The 1195-nt window shown below is 39.6% G+C and carries 2 protein-coding genes; one reads left to right on the forward strand and one right to left on the reverse strand.

Annotated features, from left to right (window positions below; genetic code table 11):
• Positions 1-30: 30 nt before the first annotated feature.
• A complete protein-coding gene (locus tag AC1DUW_RS29695; RefSeq protein ID WP_053346466.1) occupies positions 31-483 on the reverse strand; it encodes an OsmC family protein in 453 nt (150 codons plus the stop codon).
• 248 nt (positions 484-731) lie between these two features.
• Between AC1DUW_RS29695 and AC1DUW_RS29700 the strand changes: the two genes are divergently transcribed.
• Positions 732-1195, forward strand: a 464-nt coding sequence (locus tag AC1DUW_RS29700; RefSeq protein ID WP_477644290.1) for an SDR family NAD(P)-dependent oxidoreductase, incomplete at its 3' end; no start/stop codon positions are given.

A 1195-nucleotide genomic window follows, 5' to 3' on the forward strand; every position in this document is an offset into this window, starting at 1 on the left:
ACCCTCTATAGGGTTAGGCACTTCTTCTGTTCAGGGCTGAGCTATGGAAATAGTAGCGTTTAATTCAACTTCTACATTGCCTTTGATGGCTCGGGAAATCATACAACTTGATTCCGCTTTTACTGCAAGTTTCCGGGCTTTTTCTGCCTCCTTTTCCGATGTAATGGATGCTAATACGAGAGTTGGCCGATGAATAATTTTCTTGTAAGTGAATACACCATTCGTAACATCAACTAAGGCTTCTGATTGCATTGTCAAACTGACCTTTTCAATTTTACTTCGCTCTAACATGGCAGCAAAGGTAATGATATAGCAGGTCGAAGCTGCTCCTAGAAGCATTTCATCCGGATTGGTTCCAATCCCAGGCCCTTCCATTTCGGTTGGCACGCTTATTTGGGTCTGAAGATTCCCTGATTGAATCGTCCCGATATCATTTCTTCCGCCAGGCCATTCCGCGCTTAAATGAAAGTGATGCATCGTCATATCTATAACCTCCTTAATATTCTTTTAGTGTAAACGAATAAACAGGCTATGTATTCGATTTTGCTCGTAAATCAGGAAGTAATCTCATACATATTGAATTCATATATAAAGCAAAAATTAATAAAGCTAGTGAAACAAAAAGGCAGAGGCATTAGGCTATTTTAAGCACCATAATGGATAGGCTTTTCTATAATAATATAAATCGCTTTATAAAAAGATAGATATTTCATAACGGAAGGGCTGAAAAGTTGACAACATTAAGTAATCTGTTCGATTTAACGAATAAAACGGCTATTATTACCGGAGGCGGCAGAGGGCTAGGCAAACAGATAGCTTTGGCACTGGCAGAGGCAGGAGCTAATATTGTTATTGCCTCACGCAATCTTTCTGTATGTAAAGAGGTTTGTGATCACCTACAATCATTAGGAATTAAAGCGATCGCCTTTGAATGTGATATTACCAATAAGAGTGACATCGAACATGTTGTAAAAGAAACTGTTTCTCAATTCGGTGCCATTGATATTCTTGTCAATAATAGCGGTACATCTTGGTCAGGCCCGCTATTGGATGTTCCTGAGGATAAATGGGAGAAAGTGTTGAAGGTAAATGTTACGGGTACGTTCTTGTTTTCGCAGGCTGTAGCAAAGGTCATGTTACAGCAAAAGTCCGGYAAAATCATTAATATTGCATCTGTGTCGGGTCTTGGCGGTTC

The organism is Peribacillus sp. P4_C12 (assembly GCF_056402095.1).